This is a genomic window from Halomonas sp. AOP5-B2-8 (assembly GCF_052376475.1).
GTDB lineage: Bacteria > Pseudomonadota > Gammaproteobacteria > Pseudomonadales > Halomonadaceae > Vreelandella > Vreelandella casei.
Genome location: NZ_JBQSVS010000002.1, coordinates 555,368 through 574,616, shown reverse-complemented (window position 1 = coordinate 574,616; position 19,249 = coordinate 555,368). Strand labels below are relative to the sequence as shown.

General features: G+C 54.1%; 18 protein-coding genes. 9 read left to right on the top strand and 9 right to left on the bottom strand.

The annotated features are described in order from the left end of the window. Nucleotides 1-37: 37 nt before the first annotated feature. The gene (gene ydiJ, locus ACT3RP_RS07270) at nucleotides 38-3,178 is read left to right on the top strand and encodes a D-2-hydroxyglutarate dehydrogenase YdiJ (protein ID WP_483393540.1); all 3,141 of its coding nucleotides are present in this window, start codon (nucleotides 38-40) and stop codon (nucleotides 3,176-3,178) included. Between the two features lie 33 nt (nucleotides 3,179-3,211). On the opposite strand, the gene trpC is transcribed toward ydiJ, so the two are convergent. From trpC to ACT3RP_RS07255, 3 genes are read right to left on the bottom strand one after another with little or no spacing between them, the layout of a single operon-like run. Then, nucleotides 3,212-4,015: an indole-3-glycerol phosphate synthase TrpC gene (gene trpC, locus ACT3RP_RS07265; protein ID WP_444625364.1), complete on the bottom strand. Its 804-nt coding sequence runs from the start codon at nucleotides 4,013-4,015 to the stop codon at nucleotides 3,212-3,214. A gap of 40 nt (nucleotides 4,016-4,055) precedes the next feature. After that, nucleotides 4,056-5,075 (bottom strand): anthranilate phosphoribosyltransferase, encoded by a 1,020-nt coding sequence (trpD, locus tag ACT3RP_RS07260; protein ID WP_441684228.1) that lies wholly within the window; start codon nucleotides 5,073-5,075, stop codon nucleotides 4,056-4,058. Between the two features lie 36 nt (nucleotides 5,076-5,111). Beyond that, the gene (locus tag ACT3RP_RS07255) at nucleotides 5,112-5,717 is read right to left on the bottom strand and encodes an anthranilate synthase component II (RefSeq protein WP_096279118.1); all 606 of its coding nucleotides are present in this window, start codon (nucleotides 5,715-5,717) and stop codon (nucleotides 5,112-5,114) included. Between the two features lie 322 nt (nucleotides 5,718-6,039). On the opposite strand from ACT3RP_RS07255, the gene ACT3RP_RS07250 reads away from it, so the two are divergent. Then, nucleotides 6,040-6,954, top strand: coding sequence for a metal ABC transporter substrate-binding protein (locus ACT3RP_RS07250; protein WP_483393539.1), 915 nt, complete (start codon nucleotides 6,040-6,042; stop codon nucleotides 6,952-6,954). An 11-nt stretch (nucleotides 6,955-6,965) separates the two neighbouring features. Here ACT3RP_RS07250 and trpE read toward each other — a convergent pair whose 3' ends face one another. Both trpE and ACT3RP_RS07240 read right to left on the bottom strand, forming a co-directional pair. Next, nucleotides 6,966-8,453, bottom strand: coding sequence for an anthranilate synthase component I (trpE, locus tag ACT3RP_RS07245; RefSeq protein ID WP_483393564.1), 1,488 nt, complete (start codon nucleotides 8,451-8,453; stop codon nucleotides 6,966-6,968). Nucleotides 8,454-8,455: 2 nt separating this feature from the next. After that, a complete protein-coding gene (locus ACT3RP_RS07240; RefSeq protein ID WP_483393563.1) occupies nucleotides 8,456-9,181 on the bottom strand; it encodes a phosphoglycolate phosphatase in 726 nt (241 codons plus the stop codon). Between the two features lie 133 nt (nucleotides 9,182-9,314). Here ACT3RP_RS07240 and ACT3RP_RS07235 point away from each other — a divergent pair, with 133 nt between their 5' ends. After that, nucleotides 9,315-10,613 (top strand): NAD(P)/FAD-dependent oxidoreductase, encoded by a 1,299-nt coding sequence (locus tag ACT3RP_RS07235; protein ID WP_096279112.1) that lies wholly within the window; start codon nucleotides 9,315-9,317, stop codon nucleotides 10,611-10,613. A gap of 20 nt (nucleotides 10,614-10,633) precedes the next feature. On the opposite strand, the gene rpe is transcribed toward ACT3RP_RS07235, so the two are convergent. Further along, nucleotides 10,634-11,329 carry a ribulose-phosphate 3-epimerase gene (rpe, locus tag ACT3RP_RS07230; protein ID WP_441684230.1) on the bottom strand — a complete coding sequence of 232 codons (696 nt, stop codon included), beginning with the start codon at nucleotides 11,327-11,329 and terminating at the stop codon, nucleotides 10,634-10,636. A 246-nt stretch (nucleotides 11,330-11,575) separates the two neighbouring features. On the opposite strand from rpe, the gene cysP reads away from it, so the two are divergent. The 5 genes from cysP to ACT3RP_RS07205 are packed head-to-tail and all read left to right on the top strand — an operon-like array spanning nucleotide 11,576 to nucleotide 16,039. Next, complete coding sequence (gene cysP, locus ACT3RP_RS07225) at nucleotides 11,576-12,586, top strand: thiosulfate ABC transporter substrate-binding protein CysP (RefSeq protein ID WP_483393538.1); 1,011 nt, start codon at nucleotides 11,576-11,578, stop codon at nucleotides 12,584-12,586. Nucleotides 12,587-12,612: 26 nt separating this feature from the next. After that, complete coding sequence (cysT, locus tag ACT3RP_RS07220; RefSeq protein ID WP_096279106.1) at nucleotides 12,613-13,467, top strand: sulfate ABC transporter permease subunit CysT; 855 nt, start codon at nucleotides 12,613-12,615, stop codon at nucleotides 13,465-13,467. Continuing rightward, complete coding sequence (gene cysW / locus ACT3RP_RS07215) at nucleotides 13,467-14,294, top strand: sulfate ABC transporter permease subunit CysW (protein WP_441684231.1); 828 nt, start codon at nucleotides 13,467-13,469, stop codon at nucleotides 14,292-14,294. The genes cysT and cysW overlap by 1 nt, the downstream gene beginning before the upstream one ends. Further along, the gene (locus ACT3RP_RS07210) at nucleotides 14,291-15,385 is read left to right on the top strand and encodes a sulfate/molybdate ABC transporter ATP-binding protein (RefSeq protein WP_096279102.1); all 1,095 of its coding nucleotides are present in this window, start codon (nucleotides 14,291-14,293) and stop codon (nucleotides 15,383-15,385) included. Before cysW ends, ACT3RP_RS07210 begins: the two co-directional genes overlap by 4 nt. Before the next feature lie 60 nt (nucleotides 15,386-15,445). Then, nucleotides 15,446-16,039: a YajG family lipoprotein gene (locus tag ACT3RP_RS07205; protein WP_096279100.1), complete on the top strand. Its 594-nt coding sequence runs from the start codon at nucleotides 15,446-15,448 to the stop codon at nucleotides 16,037-16,039. A 41-nt stretch (nucleotides 16,040-16,080) separates the two neighbouring features. Here ACT3RP_RS07205 and ACT3RP_RS07200 read toward each other — a convergent pair whose 3' ends face one another. The 3 genes from ACT3RP_RS07200 to ACT3RP_RS07190 all read right to left on the bottom strand — a co-directional run bounded on the left by ACT3RP_RS07200 (nucleotide 16,081) and on the right by ACT3RP_RS07190 (nucleotide 17,818). Further along, nucleotides 16,081-16,713: a class I SAM-dependent methyltransferase gene (locus tag ACT3RP_RS07200; protein ID WP_096279098.1), complete on the bottom strand. Its 633-nt coding sequence runs from the start codon at nucleotides 16,711-16,713 to the stop codon at nucleotides 16,081-16,083. Between the two features lie 51 nt (nucleotides 16,714-16,764). Beyond that, nucleotides 16,765-17,400 (bottom strand): TIGR04211 family SH3 domain-containing protein, encoded by a 636-nt coding sequence (locus ACT3RP_RS07195; RefSeq protein WP_096279096.1) that lies wholly within the window; start codon nucleotides 17,398-17,400, stop codon nucleotides 16,765-16,767. 88 nt (nucleotides 17,401-17,488) lie between these two features. Next, complete coding sequence (locus ACT3RP_RS07190) at nucleotides 17,489-17,818, bottom strand: DUF1820 family protein (RefSeq protein WP_096279094.1); 330 nt, start codon at nucleotides 17,816-17,818, stop codon at nucleotides 17,489-17,491. Between the two features lie 191 nt (nucleotides 17,819-18,009). Between ACT3RP_RS07190 and ACT3RP_RS07185 the strand changes: the two genes are divergently transcribed. Beyond that, nucleotides 18,010-19,233, top strand: coding sequence for an ATP-grasp domain-containing protein (locus ACT3RP_RS07185; protein WP_096279092.1), 1,224 nt, complete (start codon nucleotides 18,010-18,012; stop codon nucleotides 19,231-19,233). Nucleotides 19,234-19,249 lie beyond the last annotated feature (16 nt).

The window sequence follows — 19,249 nt, the reverse complement described above, 5'->3', positions numbered from 1 at the left end:
CTTTATTGCACCCCCGGCACTGACGGCTTAATCACCTATGATTGCACCCCTGGACACGCGTTCCGCTCCGTTTGAGCGTTTAGGTAACGCCTATGTACGTTTTCTCGAAGCTCTCAAAACACGCGGCTTTGAAGGCGACATTGCCCCTGATTACGCTCACCGCACGGTATTGGCAACCGACAACTCTATTTACCAGCGCCTGCCCCAGGCAGCGGTTTACCCCAAGCATGCCGAAGATCTAGAGCGCCTAGCCAAACTCGCCGCACAAACAACTCATCGAGGCGTTGTATTGACACCACGTGGGGGCGGCACCGGCACTAACGGCCAGTCACTGACCGACGGCATTGTGGTCGATGTCTCTCGCCACATGAATAAGATCCTTGAAATAGATACTGAGAACCGCCGGGTGCGCGTACAGGCCGGGGTGGTAAAAGACCAGCTCAATGCCGCTTTAAAACCTTACGGGCTGTTTTTCGCCCCGGAGCTTTCGACCTCCAACCGCGCCACCATCGGCGGTATGATTTCAACGGATGCCAGCGGCCAGGGCAGCTGCGAATACGGTAAAACCCGCCATCACGTATTGCAACTGGATACGGTCTTACTCGGCGGCCAGCACCTGCATAGCCGCCCGCTGAACTCGGACGAAGAGCACAGCGAACGCCAAAAAGAAGGTGTTTTAGGCCGCGTGCATACCATCGCCGCCGCGATTATCGACCAGCAGCGTGATTTGATAGAGGCAAAATTTCCGCCTCTCAATCGCTGCTTAACCGGCTACGACCTGGCCCACCTGCGCGATGACGAAGGCCAACTCAATCTCAACAGCCTGCTATGCGGCTCGGAAGGTTCGCTGGGCTTTCTAAACGAAGCGGTGCTGAACGTGCTGCCGATTCCCAAGCACTCCACCCTGGTCAACGTGCGCTATACAAGCTTTATGGATGCCCTGCGGGATGCTAAAGCACTGATGGCGAGTGCCGCACGGCCCACTTCGATTGAAACGGTCGATGATAAAGTGCTCCAGCTCGCCATGGAGGACTTTGTTTGGGATAGCGTGGCCGAGTTTTTCCCTGCCACCGGCAGCATGCCGATTCGCGGCATTAACCTGATTGAATTCAACGACGATGATGAGAAAACTCTCGCCGACCGCGTACGGTTATTTACCGACTATCTAAGCCAAGATCCAACGGTAGAAAGGCTAGGCTTTACCCTGGCAGAAGGACGCGCCCAGATTCAGAAAGTTTACGGCATGCGCAAACGCTCGGTGGGACTGCTGGGCAACGTCCAAGGTGAAAAACGGCCGATTCCGTTCGTGGAAGACACCGCCGTGCCGCCAGAACATTTGGCTGACTTTATCGCCGAATTTCGTGCCGCGCTGGATGCCCGCAATCTCACCTATGGCATGTTCGGCCATGTGGATGCAGGCGTACTTCACGTGCGCCCCGCCATCGACATGAAGGACCCGGAGCAGGAAACGCTGATTCGCGCCGTCTCCGACGAAGTAGCCGCTCTTACCCAAAAATATGGCGGCCTGCTATGGGGTGAACACGGCAAGGGCGTGCGCTCAGAGTACTCGCCTAAGTTCTTTGGCGAGCTCTACCCTAGCCTTCAGCGTGTAAAAGCTGCGTTTGATCCTTACAACCAGCTCAATCCGGGCAAAATCGCGACGCCGCTGTCCACGGCGTCTGAAGACGTGGAGGCAACGGCCACGCGTGAGCCTAGCCAGCTAATTGCCCGCGAGCGTGACCCAGAGCTGCTGACCATTGATGGCGTGACGACGCGTGGCCAGCTTGACCGCACCATCGATGAGCGAGCATGGCAGGCCTATGACGCCGCGGTATACTGCAACGGCAATGGCGCCTGCTATAACTACGACGTTGACGATCCTATGTGCCCTTCCTGGAAGGCCACTCGGGATCGCCGTCACTCGCCTAAAGGCCGCGCCAGCTTGATTCGCGAATGGCTGCGCTTACAGTCCCAGGCGGGCATTGACGTCGTGGAAGAGTCACGCAAGAAAAAGGCCGAAGGCGGCTGGGGATTTATCAAAAGCTTTCCGCGCCGGATGGCCAATAGCCTAAGCCGCAAACAACATCACGACTACTCTCATGAAGTTTACGATGCCATGGCAGGCTGCTTGGCCTGTAAATCGTGCGCAGGACAGTGCCCGATTAAGGTCAATGTTCCCCAGTTCCGCTCGCAGTTTTTAGAAGTTTATCACGGCCGCTATCTGCGCCCGTTGCGCGACTATGTCATCGGCGGCACCGAATTCATGCTGCCCTCTCTGGCCAAAGCCGCTCCGCTGTATAACGCCGTGATCGGACAGCGCTGGATCGAAAAGCTGATGGGCCAACAGCTGGGCATTAGCGATTCGCCAGCGCTTTCACCGTCAAGCGTTAAAAAGCAGCTACGGGCCTGGGGAGTGGCCGAAGCAACGCCCGCAGCGCTTGCCATCCTCACCGAGCAGCAGCGCGCCAACAGCGTGATCATTGTTCAAGATGCCTTTACCACCCATTTTGAAGCCACATTGGTCATGGATATCGTTGAGCTACTCTCGCGGCTTGATCTACGGGTATTCGTAATGCCCTTCTCTGCGAACGGAAAACCCCTTCATGTGCAGGGATTTCTGGGTGCCTTTGAGCGTACCGCAGCCAAACAGGCCAAACGGCTGCGTACATTGGCACGCTTTGACATTCCGATGGTGGGCATTGATCCAGCGATGACCCTGACGTACCGTCAAGAGTATGTGAAAACGTTTGGGGATCAGGCAGTGCCCGATGTAATGATGCTCCAAGAGTGGCTAGTGACTCGCCTTAACACCTTAGCGCCTAACCAGCTAACGCTCACCGACCCGGGCTTTAAGCTGCTATCCCACTGCACCGAGAAAACCAATGCGCCGGCCAGCCCCAAGGCCTGGCAGCAGGTGTTCGCGGCGTTTGGTTTAGAGCTTGAATTGATGGCCACCGGCTGCTGTGGCATGTCCGGCACCTATGGTCATGAAACCCGTAACGTGGCGACCTCAAAGGTTATTTATGCTCAGTCTTGGCAGCCGCAGGTGGAAGAACCGCACAATACAGGCAGGCTGTTAGCGACCGGCTACTCCTGTCGCAGCCAGGTGAAACGTTATTCCAGCCAAACCCTGCGCCACCCGCTTCAAGCGCTGCTTACGCTCTTACGCAGCGCTTAACGGATCGATAGCCAACAGGCTCGGCGCTGAAACTCAGAAGAAAAGAGTCTTCAGCGCCAGGCCTGGGTCACTTGCACGCATAAAAGCCTCACCGACCAAGAAGCCGTTAACGCTATGATCACGCATTAGCTTAACGTCATCGCGGGTATGAATACCCGACTCGGTGATCACCGTGACATGCTCAGGAATCCGCGATAGCAGATCAAGCGTGGTGTTCAGGCTAGTTTCAAACGTATGCAAATTACGATTATTAATGCCTATCAGTTTCAGGTCGAGCGCCAGGGCGCGCGTCAGCTCATCGGCATCATGCACTTCCACCAGCACATCCATCCCTAGCTTGTTGGCCTGCTGATGCAGATCGCGTAGCTGACTATCATCTAACGCAGCAACAATCAGCAAAATGCAGTCTGCACCAATTGAGCGAGCCTCTGACACCTGATAGCCGTGAGTAATAAAGTCTTTGCGAATCACCGGCAGTGAGCAGACATCACGAGCGGCAATCAGATAGTCTTCATGGCCCTGGAAAAAATCAGCATCGGTGAGCACGGAAAGGCATGCTGCACCCGCCTGCGCATAGCTTTTAGCAATATCCGAAGGATGAAATTCTTCACGAATCACGCCTTTTGAGGGCGAGGCTTTTTTCACCTCAGCGATAATGGCCGGGTCGCCTGTCGCAATGCGCGCATTGAGAGCGTTAATAAAACCGCGCGGTGCGCTTTGCTGCTCACCTAGCGCTAGCAGATCCTGTTCTGAAACTGCTTGACGGCGCTCAGCCACCTCTTGGTCTTTACGGGCCAGAATGCGCGTTAAAATAGTCGGCGTTGCCTGTTGAGTCATGGTGATCTCTTCGTGTTTAAAGCTTATCTTGTTTAAGAGCCTACGGCTTAAAAACGCTGGTAAAGTGCGAAAGCTCTTTAAGCTTCTCAAGCGGCAGTTTGGACGCTTGTGCATCCTGGGCCACCATTACGCCTTCTTTTAACGTGTCCGCCACCCCAGAACAATAAAGCGCTGCACCGGCGTTCAGCGCGACGATATCCGCAGCGGCGCCCTCACCGGCCAAGGCTGCTTTAACTAAGCGCAGGCTATCTTCTGCATTGTTGGCTTTAAGCGTGGCAAGGCTCTGACGCTCAATGCCCAGTTCTTCGGGTGTCACCGTATATTGGCTAATTTCGCCATCTTTGAGCTCCGCAACCAGAGTGGGGCTCGCCAGCGAAATCTCATCCAAGCCATCTTCTGAGTGCACCACCATAACGTGCCGGCTGCCCAGCGTTTTAAGCACTTCGGCCATTAGCGGCACAAGCTCCGGAGCGTAAACGCCTAGTACCTGATTAGGCGCACCGGCGGGGTTCGTTAACGGACCTAAAATATTAAACAACGTGCGAACGCCCATCTCGCGGCGAGGCCCAATAGCGTAACGCATAGCCGGATGATGGTTAGGCGCAAACATAAAGCCTACCCCCACCTGCTCGATGCAGCGCGCTACCTGCTGGGACTTAAGATCAAGATAAATGCCCGCCACGTCGAACAGATCAGCACTGCCAGACGATGATGAGACGCTGCGGTTACCGTGTTTGGCCACATGAGCACCCGCTGCGGCGGCGACAAAGCTAGCAGCGGTCGAAACGTTAAACAAATTGGCACCATCGCCGCCAGTCCCCACTATATCTACCACGTTATCAACGTTCAGCTCGACACGTTTCATTAGCTCGCGCATTACCTGGGCAGCGGCGCTAATCTCTAGCGCGCTTTCGCCTTTCATGGCTAACCCCATCAGCAAGGCGCCAATTTGCGCATCGCTGGCATCGCCGGTCATGATTTGGCGCATCAAAGCATGCATGGTGTCGAAAGAGAGGTTTTCGCGGCGCATTACCGCATTAATCGCATCGCGCATTTGCATGAGCAGAGGGGCCTCTAAAGCGTGTGAAACCGGCAATCAGCCGCGTTTTAAAAAATTGGCCAACAGCTCATGACCTTGGCGGGTAAGAATCGATTCGGGGTGAAACTGTACCCCCTCGATATCCAGCTCACGATGGCGCAGCCCCATGACTAAATCCGGCGTGACATCATCATCGCCTGTCCAGGCAGTCACTTCTAAACAATCGGGTAGGCTCGTTTTATCGACCACCAAAGAATGATAGCGAGTCACTTGCACGGGGTTCTCCAGCCCTTCAAAAACGCCGTGATTATCGTGCCATACGTCTGACGTTTTGCCGTGCATAACCTGCGGGGCACGAACCACTTTACCGCCATAGACTTGGCCAATGGCCTGATGTCCGAGGCAAACGCCTAAAATAGGCAGCTTGCCGGCAAAGTGTTCAATCGCCGCCATGGAAATACCTGCTTCATTGGGCGTACAGGGGCCGGGCGATACCACTAGGTGCGTAGGCGCCAGCGCTTCAATCTGCTCAATGCTGATTTCGTCATTACGATGGGTGATCACTTCAGCACCCAGCTCTCCCAAATACTGCACGATGTTAAACGTGAAGCTATCGTAATTATCGATCATTAAGACTTTTTGCACTGACTGTCCTTTCGCCATTGCCCCGCTTACTCCCTCGCCTTATGAAACTGCTAATAAAAACGTTGGACTCGATGATACCGCAACCAAGCACTTCCTTGCAGGGGTTAAGTGTGGCCCTTCATCAACAGTGCTTGAAAAGAATAAACCGTTCCGTTCAGTATAATGCACGCTATGCTTAGGAATGGACCATTTTTCAGACTAATGGCTCCTTTCTCTCTACATAGGCCGCTGCATTGGAACTGGCAACGGGCCACCGCAGTCTTTATTATCTGCCATCTTTTTTCGCTAGTTTTTAAGTTGGTTTTTCAAGTTCGTTCTTCAAGTTCGTTAGGAGCGTGGGATGTTAAAGCGGGTTACCTGGATGAGTGCGCTCTTATGCGCTGCGGTGTTAAGCGCTGCGCCAGCCTATGCCAACCCCACAATAAGCGTTATTGCCTCGTTTTCTGTCATGCAAGATCTGGTTAAACGAGTCGCCGGTGATACGGTTAGCGTCAACGTGATTGTACCTGCAGAAGAAGATGTTCACCGCTGGGAGCTAACGCCGCCCAACGTGCTCGATATGGAAGATATCGATATCGTGTTTTATAACGGACTGGGGTTAGAGCCCTGGATGCACCATGTTGAGGCGATGTCAGGTGACCGTCTCACGTTAATAGAGGTAGCCGCTCAAGCGGATTACGCGCCGATAACGATCTCTACCGGGCTGCATAAAGGCGAGCCAGACCCCCATATGTGGATGGACCCTCAAGGCGCTGCCGCCTACATTGATGTCATTGCTGACGTGCTGGCCGAACATCTGCCCGACCAGGCCGATGCGTTTTATGCGCGCGCCGAAGAAGCAAAGAAAGCGCTCTCGATCATTGATCAGGCGGTGAAAGAGCGCCTTGATGGGATTCCGCAGATTAATCGCACGCTGGTTACTAGCGAGGCGGGCTTTGGCTACTTTGCACGCGCTTACGCATTTCAGGCGTTTGGGGTATGGGGAGTGAATCATGAGACTCAAGGCAGCGCGCTGGCGATGGCTAAGATGAGCGAGTATCTTGCCGAAAAACGTCCCTTAGCGCTGTTCTACGAGAGCACCACCCCGCAGATACACATGGATGCCTTGTCACGCGAAACATCACTCCCTCTAGCAGGCCCCTTGTACGTCGATGCACTAAGCAATACCGATGGCCCGGCAGCTAACTACTCAGCCATGCTGCGCCACAATGCGGAAGTGCTGCATACCGCGTTAGGAGGCGCAACGGCCGAGTAATCGGCCAAGAGTTAAAGGTTGTCTAAACCACGCTCAGCCATGGCCACTGCACTGAAAATCGCGCGTCCCTTATTAAGCGTCTCCTGCCACTCCATTTCAGGAACTGAGTCAGCCACAATGCCCGCCCCGGCCTGAACATGCAGCTGGCCGTCTTTAATCACCGCGGTACGGATGGCGATCGCAGTATCCATATTGCCATGCCAAGACAAATATCCTACCGCTCCGGAATAAATACCCCGTTTAACCGGCTCAACCTCATCGATAATTTCTAATGCGCGAATTTTAGGCGCCCCGGAAACCGTGCCAGCGGGGAAAGTGGCACGCAGCGCGTCCATCGCCGTCAGGCCCGGCTTCAGCTGTCCGGTCACGTTGGAAACGATATGCATCACGTGAGAATAACGTTCTACAACCATCTGGTCGGTGACTTCAACGCTACCGGTTTGGCAAATTCTACCGACGTCATTGCGCCCTAGATCAATCAGCATGAGGTGTTCTGCGAGTTCTTTAGGGTCCGCCAGTAGCTCTGCTTCTAAGGCATCGTCCTCTTCCTCATTTTTGCCACGCTTGCGAGTACCGGCAATCGGTCGTACGGTCACCTCACCGTCTTCCATCCGGGTTAGGATTTCCGGTGACGAGCCCACTACGTGATGATCGCCCAAGTTAAAGAAAAACATGTAGGGCGATGGATTCAGGCTGCGCAGCGCGCGATATAGATCGAGCGGTGATGCCTGATAAGGAATCGACATACGCTGGGAAGGCACGCACTGCATGATGTCCCCTGCCAGCACGTACTCTTTGATTTTATCAACAGCGGCTTTAAAGCCGTCTTCGGTAAAGCCTGAGTTAAAGTCGCTCTCCTGCACGGGCTGTCGGTCGCTGCCGGCATTGTTGGGGCTGATGTGCGCTTCGCGCAGGCGGATCTCAACATGTTTCAAATGCACTTGAGCCCGCTCTAGGGCATCTGGCTTGGCAGGATCAACGTGGGTCCAGATCGTTAGTCGACCGGAAAGATTGTCGAATACCACAAAGTCATTGCACACCATGAGCAGAATATCTGGCACGTTCAGCGGGTCAGGCTTATCTGCGCCGCCGCGCAGGCGCGGTTCGATATAGCGAATAGTGTCGTAGCCAAAGTAACCGACTAGCCCGCCGTCGAAACGCGGCTGATCGTCTAATTTGGGGACTTTGAAACGACTCTGGAATGTTTCAATCCACGCGAGGGGATCGTCCACTTCAGTGACCCCAGCGGCTTCACCCTCTTTAATATGGTGCACCGTAAAACCACGTACTTCGATACGCTCATGGCTAGGCAGCCCAATCATGGAGTAGCGGCCCCACTTTTCACCACCTTGCACGGACTCAAATAAGAACGTCCAGGGCGTATTGGCGAGCTTTAAATAGGTCGATAGCGGCGTATCTAAATCTGCCAGCACATCACGCGAAACAGGGATTCGGTTGTAGCCTGCCTGGCTAAGCTCTTGAAAACGTTCCGGGGTCATCATTAAGCGGTCCTTGTCGCATGGGGTGCAGTCATCAGCAATTCGGTTAGCGAACTGACTATCAGATCGGGGTGACTGTGTTCAATCGGCTCGCCATGATTATAACCATAGGGCAGCGCAAGCGTCGTAAAGCCCGCTGCTTTACCAGCAGCCACATCATGGCGCGAGTCGCCAACCATCACACACTCAGAAGGGGATATTTGACACCTATCAGCAGCGTGCAGCAGCGGCAACGGGTGAGGTTTCTTTTCTGCCAGCGAATCACCGCCAATCCAAAGCGTGAAATAATCGATTAGCTTGAAATGGTTGAGTAACGGTTCAATAAAGCGCTCAGGCTTATTAGTGATTAATACCAGTGTCATGCCGTGCTGATGCAGCGCCTGGAGCGTTTGGACAACTCCCGTATAAAGCGTCGTGAGGGCATTGGGCGCGGCGCCATAATGCTTCATAAAAGCCTCATACGCGCACGTTTCAAGCGCTGGCTCTGCCGCCTCTTCCCGCGCCCAGGCCAAAGCTCGCTGCACTAATACAGGCGCCCCGTTACCCACCCAGTTGCGCACCTGGTCTTCACTCGGTTCACGCAGCCCTAACTCACGTAAGGTAAGCATGACAGCGACAGCAAGATCCGGCACGGAATCAATCAACGTGCCATCCAGGTCGAACGCAATCAGTCGCTTGCCCTGTAGCACTGAATGTAATGCCGAGTGTCGTATTGAATGCACCTTGATTGCCCTCTCACTTCATTCGCTGCTGAAAAATCTTTCGTTAGCCACCCATCTTACCCGCTCTAGGCCAACTTTCGCATTAGTCAGAAGCTGAAGAAACTTCTATGCTATGGCTAATTTAGCCATGGAGGTAATAATGACCACTCCCACCATTGTGATTGTCGGCGGCGGCGCGGGCGGCTTAGCCCTCGCCACACGCTTAGGACGTACCTTAGGTAAGCGAAAACGCGCAGAAATTGTGTTGCTAGATCGCGATACCACACATGTTTGGAAGCCGCTGCTCCATGAGCTGGCTACCGGCGTGCTTAATTCCAGCATGGACGAGGTGGACTATCGCGGGCATTCGTCTGCCCACTTTTATCGCTATCAACGGGGCTCATTAACGGGCATAAACCGAGAGGAACGACGGCTGCAGCTAGCGCCGATTCAGGATGAGCACGGCCTTGAAGTATTGCCCGCCAGGGAGCTCTCGTATGACTATTTAGTGATGGCGCTGGGCAGCATTTCAAACGACTTCGGCACCCCCGGCGTTGCTGAGCACTGCCACTTTATCGATTCGCCGCAGCAGGCTAAAGCCTTCCAGCGCGACATGATCAACACCTTTTTGCGCTACACCGACCCGACGCTGCGCCAGCATACTCAGCTAACCATCGGCATCGTCGGCGGTGGCGCAACCGGGGTTGAACTCGCAGCGGAGCTGTTTGATGCCTCGCGCATGTTGAATGCCTACGGCGTCACGTCATTAGATCATCAGACAATCAGCGTTCACTTATTGGAAGCGGCGCCGCGCTTGCTGCCAGGCCTTGCTGAGCGAATCAGCCAGACGGTTAAAACTGAGCTTGAAAGCATGGGGGTGACCGTTCACACCAACACCGCCATTAAAGAAGCCCAGGCGCACCAGCTGGTAACCAATGACGGCGAAGTGATCGAAACGGATATCAATGTGTGGGCAGCCGGCATCAAAGCACCGCCCTTCCTGGCGGAGCTAGGATTAACGACCAACACTAAAAACCAAATCAACGTAGCCACCACGTTACAAAGCGTCGATGACGAGAGAATCTTTGCTCTGGGCGACTGCGCAAGCTGCCCGATGGGTGAAAGCGGTACCGTGCCACCCCGTGCACAGGCGGCCCACCAGCAGGCAACGCTACTTGCCAAAAATCTGGCCAATCACTTAGCGGGCAAGCCGCTTGCTGACTTCCGCTACCGTGACCATGGCTCGCTGGTATCACTTGCGCGCTACGACGCGGTGGGCAATTTAATGCGCAGTTCGGCCTCCAAAGGATTGTTTTTAGAAGGCTGGCTGGCTCGTCAGGCATACGCCTCGCTGTACCGCATGCACCAGCTGTCTATTCACGGGGCGCCGAAAACAGGACTGTCTTGGCTAGTAGACAAACTCAATCGCTATTTAAAACCGCGCATGAAGCTGCACTAAACACCCCGCTATTTTGTCGATTACGCCTTTGCCAGCGCTGCGCGCAGCTGTTTGATAACCGTATTGTAGCCGTGCGGATCGCTGGCCTGGTGAGCACTGAAGATAGCTGATCCGGCAACAAAGGTATCGGCGCCGGCGGCGGCAATATCGGCAATGTTGTCTACCTTCACACCACCATCGATCTCCAAACGCATAGCATAAGGAGAGGCATCGATGCGCGCCCGCGCTTCGCGCAGCTTATCCAGCGTTCCAGGGATAAAGGACTGGCCACCAAAGCCTGGATTGACGCTCATTAGCAGCACCATATCGACTTTATCCATCACGTAATCGAGGTAGGAAAGCGGCGTGGCCGGATTAAATACCAGACCCGCCTTACATCCACCGTCACGGATTAGCTGCAGCGAGCGGTCCACGTGCTCAGAAGCTTCCGGATGAAAGGTAATGTAGCTGGCACCCGCTTCGATAAAATCATTAATCATACGATCGACCGGCTTGACCATTAAATGCACATCAATAGGTGCCGTCACGCCGTGCTTACGCAGCGCTTTACACACCATGGGCCCAATGGTCAGATTGGGCACGTAGTGATTGTCCATCACGTCAAAGTGAACCACATCCGCACCGGCAGCCAGTACGTTATCCACTTCCTCACCCAGCCGGGCAAAATTAGCCGATAAAATAGAAGGGGCAATTAAAAAATCCTGCGCAGCGGTCATATTCCAATCCTGCTTATTAATCAGTAGACGAGATTAGCTCCCGAATGCCTGTGGGCACAGGCAAGAAAGCATAGCCAGCGACCTATCTTACCAGAGCCAAACCCAAGCCACTTACTAAGCAGCAGCATAGGCCGCCAGGCATATATTCTTAAATAGAATATAAAGCATGATTGTAATTCCACATTGATAGATTTAATCTTGCCAATATTGCGCTGCTAAGCGCCTACCGCTCGAAGGAGTTTGTCCATGTCAATGCCAACCATTTTCAGCCGCAGCCTGATTGCCATCGCGCTAGGCGTTACCGTGAGTGGTGTTGCGGCAGCGCAAGAGCGTGAACTGCTTAACTCATCGTTCGATGTGGCTCGAGAACTGTTTGCCGCCATCAATCCAGAGTTTCAAGCGAAGTGGCAAGAAGAGCACGGCGAAGAAATTGAGATTAGCCAGTCGCACGGCGGCTCTTCTGCCCAGGCTCGTGCCATTCTGCAAGGTTTACGCGCCGATGTGGTCACATTTAACCAAGTAACCGATGTTCAGGTGCTCGCGGATGCCGGGCTCGTTGCAGAAGATTGGCAGCAGGCCTTCGAAAACAATGCGTCGCCCTATTACTCAACGACGGCTTTCCTGGTCCGCAAAGGCAATCCAAAAGGTATTGAAAGCTGGGACGATTTGGTAAAAGAAGACGTATCAATGGTCTTTCCGAACCCCAAAACGTCTGGCAATGGTCGCTACACTTATTTAGCGGCATGGGGTTTTGCCGATAAAGAGTTTGATGGCGATGAAGAACAGATCGAAGATTTCATGCGCACGTTCTTAGCCAATGTCGCCGTATTTGATACCGGCGGTCGTGGCGCAACCACTAGCTTTATCGAACGCGACATTGGCGATGTGCTAATTAGCTTCGAGTCTGAGGTCAACAATATTCGGCGTGAATATGGCAGCGACGATTACGAAGTGATCGTACCGCCGATCAGCGTTTTAGCTGAATTTCCTGTCGCCGTGGTAGAAGAAAACGCCGAGCGTAATGGCAACAGCGACTTAGCGCAAAGCTACTTGGACTATCTTTACACTGAAGAGGCTCAGCGCCTGCTAGCGGGCTTCAATTACCGCGTGCATAACGAGACCGTGGTAGAAGAATTCGCTGATCAATTCCCAGAAATTGAGTTATTAAAAGTAGAAGACGTGTTTGGTAGCTGGGATGACGTTATGGGCACTCACTTTGGTAGTGGTGGCATTCTTGACCAGTTACAGCGTCGCTAATAACTCTCTATGAGTAAGCCTCAACTATGAGTCAACTCGCATCTTGGCGAACCGGTAGCACACGCGTGCTGCCGGGCTTTGGCCTGTCTATGGGTATCAGCGTGCTGTTTATATCGCTGGTGCTAATGCTACCGATTACCGGTCTGTTCGGCCAGTTAGCGAAGCTTAGCCTTGCCGAGTACTGGGCCATCATTACGGAAGGTCGCGTGGTGGCAAGCTACATGGTCACCATTGGCGCAGCTGCAGTGGCGGCGCTGATTAACGCCGTGTTTGGGCTGTTACTAGCATGGGTGCTGGTGCGCTATGAGTTTCCCGGCAAGCGCTTACTAGACGCGCTGATGGATCTGCCCTTTGCGCTACCGACGGCCGTTGCCGGCATTACGCTGGCCACGCTTTACGCCAGCAGCGGTTGGATGGGCCGATTACTCGAGCCACTGGGCTTTCAAGTCGCCTACACCTGGGTAGGCATTGCGCTCGCCATGGCATTTACCAGTATTCCGTTTGTTGTTCGTACCGTACAGCCAGTGCTGGAAGATCTGCCAATTGAAGTCGATGAAGCTGCTATGTCGCTGGGTGCAACCGATGCGGTCGCCTTTCGTCGCGTCATCATGCCCCACCTTTGGCCTGCGTTAGTCACCGGCACGGGGCTCGCTTTTGTGCGCTCGCTAGGCGAGTTCGGTGCCATTATCTTTATCGCTGGCAATATGCCTTACGAAACAGAAATCACCGCGCTGATGATCTTCGTCAAACTGCAAGAATATGATTACGCAGGCGCATCAGCGATTGCGTCAGTGGTGCTATTTGTATCGCTGGCCCTGCTGCTGGCTATTAATATTTGGCAGGGCCGTTTTGTGCGCCGCCTGCACGGAGGTAAAGGGTAATGCGTCGAATTGGGGATTCGCCATTTATCCGGCGCCTGCTAGTGGGTGCAGCCCTACTGCTATCAGCGCTTTTTTTGCTATTGCCACTGATTGCCATTTTTGCCCAGGCGTTTTCGCAAGGCGTGATGGTGTTCTGGGCGAATGTCGGTAACACCTTCACCTTGCATGCGATTGGCCTCACTCTGATGATTGCGCTGTTAACCATTCCAGTCTGCCTAGTGTTTGGGGTTGCGCTGGCCTGGCTGGTCACTCGTTTCAGCTTTCCTGGGCGGCGCATTCTGCAAACGTTAATCGACATTCCCTTTGCAGTATCGCCAGTGGTCGCCGGGCTTATTTATCTGCTGCTTTATGGCCGCAACGGTTGGATCGGTAGCTGGCTCGATACTCACGACATTCAATTGATGTTCGCGTGGCCCGGCATTTTGATGGTGACCATTTTTGTCACCTGCCCGTTCGTTGCCCGAGAGCTTATTCCACTCATGCAGGCGCAGGGCTCTCGTGAAGAAGAAGCGGCCGTCACGCTTGGTGCTTCAGGTTGGACCACCTTTCGCCGCGTCACGCTGCCCAATATTCGCTGGGCGCTGCTTTACGGCGTCATTCTTACCAACGCCCGTGCAGTCGGCGAATTTGGGGCCGTCTCCGTGGTCTCAGGCGCTATTCGTGGCAAAACGAATACCCTGCCACTGCATCTTGAGCAGCTCTATCAAGATTACAACGCCGTGGGCGCATTTGCCTGCGCAGCGTTACTCGCATTCATTGCCCTACTCACGCTCGCGGCCAAGGCTGGGCTGGAATGGCGCGCATCGCGCCGGGAGGCATTTGCATGAGCATCCGTTTACATAATATTGCCAAGCATTTCGGCAGCACCCAGGCCCTAGAACCTATCAATTTAGATATTCATGAAGGCGAACTGGTCGGCCTACTGGGACCATCAGGGTCAGGCAAAACCACCTTGCTGCGCATTATTGCGGGCTTGGAAAATGCCGATCATTCTGCACAGCCGGGTAAAATTTTGTTTGGCGACCGCGACGTGACGAATGTACATGTGCGCGATCGGCGCATCGGCTTCGTGTTTCAGCACTATGCGCTGTTTCGCCATATGAGCGTGTATGACAACGTCGCGTTTGGGCTTACCGTTCTGCCGCGCAAACGCCGCCCTAGCAGCGGCGAGATTCGCGCCCGGGCGTTTAGATTGCTAGAAATGGTCAAATTGGAGCATCTAGCAAATCGCTACCCTGCGCAGCTTTCAGGTGGTCAGCAGCAGCGCGTTTCGCTGGCTCGCGCCCTGGCGGTCGAGCCTGAGGTGCTGCTATTGGATGAGCCGTTTGGCGCCCTAGATGCCAAGGTGCGCCAAGAACTTCGTCGCTGGCTGCGCCATTTGCACGATGAACTCAACTTCACCAGCGTATTTGTGACCCACGATCAGGAAGAAGCGTTGGAGTTGTCTGACCGCGTCGTGGTCATGAGCAACGGCCGTATCGAGCAGATTGATACGCCTGATGAGCTTTACCGCGCCCCCAAGAATCGCTTTGTGTTTGAGTTCCTGGGCGACGTCAATCACCTAGAAGGTAACGTCAGCAATGGCGTATTAACCTGCGGCGACGCCTATTGGCACGTTGACCTGCCGGATGGACATGAGGAACTACTGCTACGACCCCACGAAGTGCGCCTAACCGAGCAGCCCACATCAGAAAGCCACCTGCCGGTCACCATCACTGCGATTTCGCCCGTCGGGGCTGAAGTGCGCGTAGAGCTAGAGGCAGATTGGCTAGCCCAACCATGGCTGGCCACCGTGCGTCATACTGACTTTGAGCACTTGGCATTGCGCCGCGGGCAGCGCTTATTCGCCCATCCGCGCCACTGGCGACGCTTCCCTAAGGTGGCGTTGAATACAGCGGCACAAACACACCTAGCTTGAGCATACCACCAACGCTCAGGGCGCGTTATACTGGTATTTTAGCCACCGTGGAGGAAGACCATGCTTCGGCGTCAATTTATACGCATGTCAGGTGTACTGCTTGCCAGTGCATGGCTAGCCGGCTGTGCTAGCCCGCAATATTTGCAGCTCAGCCCTGAGCGCAACGCCGATGTGCCGCAAACTGGCTCAGGCCAACAGGTCACGGTGATTGCTCAGGATGGACGCGACAGCGACATTATCGGCAATCGCGCCGGCGGCAATATGTCGACGGCGCAGATTACGGTTAGTAGCCACGAGCTGATTCCGCGTTTGCAGGAAGAGGCCGAGCGCGCCGTGCGTGACATGGGCTTTAGCCCGACCACCGAGCCGGCCAACGGGCGCCCAAGCCTAACGCTAGAACTGGCCAACCTGAACTACGCCCGAGGCGAGAGCGGCCAGCCGTTAGTCGATGAAGCGCGTCTGGAAGGCGTATTTCGCGCTATCGCGAAAAATAAGGGTACCACCTACACCGGTACCTATACATCACGCCGCACCCAGGGATACGCGCTTAAGCCTGACGCCGACAGCAATGCGCGCATGCTGAGCGATCTACTCAGTGATGGAATGAATCGTGCCTTTAGCGACCCTGAGTTAGGTCGACTGCTGGCTCGCTAATCTGCTTGTCTTGCCTAGCGTTATTGATACGGGCCACGCCGCTATAGGCGTGGCCCGCGTCGTTCTAGCGCCCATATACTTTCTGTTCGACCACGCTCATCCGGGCTACCTTCCTCCAAAAACGTTAGCGTGAAGTTAGCTTTGAACAGGTTTTCAATCTCGCTGGCCGGCACACTGTAGGGTGGCCCAGCCCCCTCTTCGCTGTGTGACAAACTAATCAACAGGCCTTTGGCACCTGGCGGCACCAATTGAGCAAGATGAAACGCATAGCGCTGACGCGTCGCTGGCGGCAGTGCAATCAGCGAAGCGCGATCATAAAACGCCCCAATCTCAGCAGCCTGTTGAATGTGCAGATGAAAGAAGTCGCCACACCATAGTTCGACGCTGCCTTGCCGGGAAACGGTAAAACCCGCCTGGCTATAGCGTGATACCGCAGTGCTGCGCTGTAGCAAAAACTGTTCGATAGCCTCGGGCGCAAACTCAATACCCAGCACTGAATGGCCTATATCGGCCAACCAGCGCATATCGACACTCTTACCACACAGCGGCACCAGCACTTTAGTGTCGACATCAACATCCAGCGAGGCCCAATGACGCAGCAACGCCGGATGCGCTTGCTGCAGATGAAAACCAATACGCCCTTCCTGCCAGCGCTTGCGCCATTGCTCGCTCATTATCTAGCCGCCTTGCTGCTTGTGATCACTCAAACGCTTATCCGTAGCGAATTAGAACCAGCGGTCACGCTTTTTACGCCGACGCGGCAAGTGTGGAACAATCAGGCCCACCAGCAAGCCCGCGCCCGCCACACCGCCGCCATACATAAAGTAGCGCATCAGAAGGTCTTCTTCCTGCGTTTCTAAGCGGGCCTGAAGCCCCCTTACCTGCTGGCGAGACGTTTCTGATTGGCTATCGAGCTCTTGATTGCTGGCTTCAAGCTCCGCAATCCTACGCTCACGCACGTCTAGCGTTTCAGTCATTGAAGAAACTCGCTGCTCCCAGGTGTCATTAATGCCATCGAGTTCAGCGGTTAATTCTTCTACCTGCGACTCTAACGCGGGCAACTGTTCGACCGCACTAGGGGTTTGCTGAAGCTCATCGCTCAACACCCAAACCGCATTGCCATCACCGTTGCGAACCCGCGTGTAATTGCCGCTGGTCTCCAGCACATCGACCTGTTCACCGGCATTAAGCGTACCAATAATGCGGTAGCCATCGGTCGGACCGCTACGCACGTAGGTGCTAAGCTCATCGGTTACCCACGCCTGATTATCAGACTGGGCAGTAGCATTAATACTCGCCACACTGAGCAAAACACCGGCCGCAGCGGCGTAATAATGAATACGAATTTTATTTACGTGCATGACATCATGTCCTAGTTAAAAACGCTGCGAGGCGGACGAAGCCAACAGCGCTTATCGCTTAACTTAGCGGTGCGCTTATCTTATACGCTTAACCTTCTCCGCGCGGTGGCAACGGAAAGGGACGGGGGAACTCTGCTACCCGCGCATCGGTTTTGACTGCTTTCAAAGGGCCTTCGCGCTCTACTTCATCGATGCGAACAATAGCATTCAACGGCAGATAACTTCGCTTAACGCCCTCGAAAGTTCGCTGTAGCTTCTCAGTCGTAGGATCAACCACTACACGGCTAGCATCGTCAAAGACAAACTCCTCGACTTCAATAAAGCCCCAGAGTTCGCTTTGAAAGATTTCTCTGACGTATAAATCCCATATTTCACCCTGCTGGTGAACCACTACACGGTAGATCGGCTTGGCCGCCATCTTGGCCTATTCCTCTTGCCACTTGTACATGAAGTTGAACCGCCTAGCTTACCATAGACACCCCTCTACGCCTTTAGCTATCCCAGCGTTAATGGTTTAGCGCGCCCCATTAGCCGAGCCTAGCTGCCTTCGTGTATGGTGATGTACGTAGTTTGGTAATTCTGTTCGTTAACCAAGTAGGAGCCATCAACATGCAAAAGGATCCAAATAAGGGCTATATCGCCCTGTTAGGCTGGAGCCTCAATGCGATTGAAGCGGCCGAAAATTTTGACCGTCGCTACATTGTCGTTGCACCTGATTGGGCTGAAGAGTATTGCCAACAACACAATATTCCCTACGTGCCCTGGAACTTTGAACGCCTCAATGATCGCTCCATTGAGATTGCCGAGACACTCAAAGAAAAAGGCGTTGATGTTGCCATTCCGCTCTACGAAGAAACCGTTGAGTGGGCGGGCGCTATCAACTCTTTGCTGCTTGATAATCCGCGCATTTACGGTCAGTCGCTACTGCTCCGCGATAAGGCACTCATGAAGCGCCGTGCACAGCTAGGCGGCATCCGCGTAGGTATCTTTGAAGAAGCCCACGACAAAGAAGACGTTGTGCGCTTTCTCAAGCGGGTTAACCAAACGCTGCTTAAGCTAGATGGTGACCCCAACGACCCGATTCACCTCAAGGCCTTTGATAAAGCGGGGTGCCTAGGCCACCGTGTTATTCGTACGCCGGATGAAGTAGATACCATCCCCGACGAAGAGTTCCCGGTGCTGATGGAATCACACCTGGACGGCTGGGAATTTGCTGTCGAAGCGTGGATTCATGATGGTAAAATCGCCTTCCTGAACATCTCTGAATACGTGACATTGGGCTATTCAGTGTTTGTGCCCGCGTCTCCAGAGCTTGAAAAATACCGAGAACAAATTACTCAACAAATCGAAAAGCTTATCAAAGCCTTTGATATTGAGTTTGGCTTGATCCATCCGGAATACTTTGTCACTAGCGACGGTGAAATGTACTTTGGCGAGGTTGCCTACCGCCCGCCGGGCTTCAAAGTATTTGAACTGCTTGAGCGGGTTTACGGCTTCAATGCCTATCAAGCCTCTATGCTGGTATTTGACCCGAAAAGCAGCAAAGAAGAAGTGGCAAACTTCTTCCCAAAAGAAGTGGTCGATGCCAATGGCTTTGCCGGTTGCTTTGGCGTTTACCCACGTCGCCGAGTGGTCAGCCGCCTGGAAATCCCGGAAGAAACGGAAGATCACCCGTACTTTGAGTCTCATGAGTTAACCTCACCGGTAGAAGAAACCGTGACCAAGCGCACCGCGTTTGGTACCCATTGGGGTCTGATCTACTTTAAAGGCGAGGACGCGCATACGATTCGCGATCTGCTAAAACGCCAAGAAGATCTCGACTTCTATGTATAATCCCTGCTAATGCTGG

Excerpts from the sequence above, each read along its gene's own strand:
- ydiJ (WP_483393540.1), top strand. The coding sequence starts at position 38 with ATGATTGCACCCCTGGACACGCGTTCCGCTCCGTTTGAGCGTTTAGGT.
- trpC (WP_444625364.1), bottom strand. The coding sequence starts at position 4,015 with ATGACTCAACAGGCAACGCCGACTATTTTAACGCGCATTCTGGCCCGT.
- trpD (WP_441684228.1), bottom strand. The coding sequence starts at position 5,075 with ATGCAAATGCGCGATGCGATTAATGCGGTAATGCGCCGCGAAAACCTC.
- ACT3RP_RS07255 (WP_096279118.1), bottom strand. The coding sequence starts at position 5,717 with ATGGCGAAAGGACAGTCAGTGCAAAAAGTCTTAATGATCGATAATTAC.
- ACT3RP_RS07250 (WP_483393539.1), top strand. The coding sequence starts at position 6,040 with ATGTTAAAGCGGGTTACCTGGATGAGTGCGCTCTTATGCGCTGCGGTG.
- trpE (WP_483393564.1), bottom strand. The coding sequence starts at position 8,453 with ATGACCCCGGAACGTTTTCAAGAGCTTAGCCAGGCAGGCTACAACCGA.
- ACT3RP_RS07235 (WP_096279112.1), top strand. The coding sequence starts at position 9,315 with ATGACCACTCCCACCATTGTGATTGTCGGCGGCGGCGCGGGCGGCTTA.
- rpe (WP_441684230.1), bottom strand. The coding sequence starts at position 11,329 with ATGACCGCTGCGCAGGATTTTTTAATTGCCCCTTCTATTTTATCGGCT.
- cysP (WP_483393538.1), top strand. The coding sequence starts at position 11,576 with ATGTCAATGCCAACCATTTTCAGCCGCAGCCTGATTGCCATCGCGCTA.
- cysT (WP_096279106.1), top strand. The coding sequence starts at position 12,613 with ATGAGTCAACTCGCATCTTGGCGAACCGGTAGCACACGCGTGCTGCCG.
- cysW (WP_441684231.1), top strand. The coding sequence starts at position 13,467 with ATGCGTCGAATTGGGGATTCGCCATTTATCCGGCGCCTGCTAGTGGGT.
- ACT3RP_RS07210 (WP_096279102.1), top strand. The coding sequence starts at position 14,291 with ATGAGCATCCGTTTACATAATATTGCCAAGCATTTCGGCAGCACCCAG.
- ACT3RP_RS07205 (WP_096279100.1), top strand. The coding sequence starts at position 15,446 with ATGCTTCGGCGTCAATTTATACGCATGTCAGGTGTACTGCTTGCCAGT.
- ACT3RP_RS07200 (WP_096279098.1), bottom strand. The coding sequence starts at position 16,713 with ATGAGCGAGCAATGGCGCAAGCGCTGGCAGGAAGGGCGTATTGGTTTT.
- ACT3RP_RS07195 (WP_096279096.1), bottom strand. The coding sequence starts at position 17,400 with ATGCACGTAAATAAAATTCGTATTCATTATTACGCCGCTGCGGCCGGT.
- ACT3RP_RS07190 (WP_096279094.1), bottom strand. The coding sequence starts at position 17,818 with ATGGCGGCCAAGCCGATCTACCGTGTAGTGGTTCACCAGCAGGGTGAA.
- ACT3RP_RS07185 (WP_096279092.1), top strand. The coding sequence starts at position 18,010 with ATGCAAAAGGATCCAAATAAGGGCTATATCGCCCTGTTAGGCTGGAGC.